The sequence below is a fragment of the Acrocarpospora corrugata genome, from assembly GCF_009687845.1.
In the GTDB taxonomy this organism is placed as follows: Bacteria; Actinomycetota; Actinomycetes; order Streptosporangiales; family Streptosporangiaceae; genus Acrocarpospora; species Acrocarpospora corrugata.
In genome coordinates, this window is sequence record NZ_BLAD01000009.1 from 1 (window position 1) to 1,392 (window position 1,392).

The following is a 1,392-nucleotide window of genomic DNA, read 5'->3' on the forward strand; positions in this document are numbered from 1 at the left end:
AGGGCTGAAGGAGTTCTCACATCGTGAGACCGAGGGCGATCAGTGGGTGCATGAAGTCGTCTCGGGCCCAGCGGGTGCCTTCGGCGATGTTGGTGTGATTGAGCAGGCGTAACGCGCCGATCGCGTAGCTTCTCATGGTGGCCAGGATGGACGGAGCGGAGGCGGTTCGTACCCGGCAGCGGTCCTCGCCAAGGGCGACATCCCGGACATAATGATCTTTATTTTCGATCGACCACTCGCCTCTCACCAGCTCCGCCAGACGGCGAGGGCCGGCATGCGTGGCGGTCAGGTTGGTGACGCCCAGCACGGCGACGCTGGACAGGGGCTTCCAGTGCAGGTCATAGACGTGGCGTTCGAGCAGGAAGACCTGCTTGACGTGAGGGAATCGGGTGCCGGGCGGGGCGGGCCGGACCTGGATGGTTCGGATCTCGGTGCGGCCGTGGCCGCGGTCGTAGGTCGTCCACTCGATCGGCGTGTCCTTCCAGGCCAGAGCGTCGAGCTGGTCAAACAGTCCCGGCTGGTTGCCGCCGACCGGGAAGAGGTAGAACGCTCCGCGCCGGTGCAGGTAGTGGGCGTGCTTGCGCTGGCAGTGGAGCATGTCCGCGCTGATCACCACGTTCTTCACGTGCGGGATCTGGTCCAGCAGCGGGGCGAAGGCCGTGATCTCGTTGGACTTGGTGCCGACGTCGAGAGTGGCGACCATGATGCCGTCCTCGGCCAGGAGCGCGCCGAGCCGGTGCCGGGCGGGAGCCTCGCCGTGGGCGGTGCCACGCTGGGTCTTACCGTCGACGGTCATCGGGATCAGCTCGTCGGGGTCGTCGTAGAGGTCGGCCAGTTGGCTGGCCCGGTGGGCGGCGTAGGCGGCGTCCACGCTGGCGGCGTTGACCTGGGCGATCGTGCGGCACACGGTGTCGGGGTGCGGTGCCTGGTAGTGGCCGGTGCGGCGGTCTTGCCGGGCGCCGAGTTGGGCCAGCACCTCCCGGGGTGCTCGGGCCACCCAGTGCCGGATTGCCGCATACGAGGTCGCGCCGGACACGATCGCGGCCTGGACCAGGGCCAGGAGCAGCCCGAGCGAATGGCGGCGACCGCGTCGGTCCCGAGGATCGGGGATATGCGCCCACACCTGACGAAGGTCTGCCATGTCGACGATCTCCCCATCGCAGGAGAGTTCGTGCTGGTCAGCGTCGCTGACGATGGCGGTGATGGCGGACAGGACAGGCGGCGTGGCACACTGCACGGACAACGAGGCTCCGGTCGATCGGCTTGGTGTGAGAACCGCCGTTCTATGGGGCCTTGTTGCATGTCGGGCCTACGCCACACCGTACGCGATCAAGCTGTGACCTGGACCGACTCATCCCGCCGTCTCAACATTCGAGAACTCCTTCGGCCCTG

Annotated in this window: 1 protein-coding gene; it reads right to left on the minus strand. The window is 67.2% G+C overall.

Features of this window, described 5'->3' with window-relative positions; all coding sequences use genetic code 11:
- Positions 1–16: 16 nt before the first annotated feature.
- Positions 17–1,237 carry an ISAs1 family transposase gene (locus Acor_RS00070; RefSeq protein WP_246238313.1) on the minus strand — a complete coding sequence of 407 codons (1,221 nt, stop codon included), beginning with the start codon at positions 1,235–1,237 and terminating at the stop codon, positions 17–19.
- Positions 1,238–1,392: the final 155 nt, after the last annotated feature.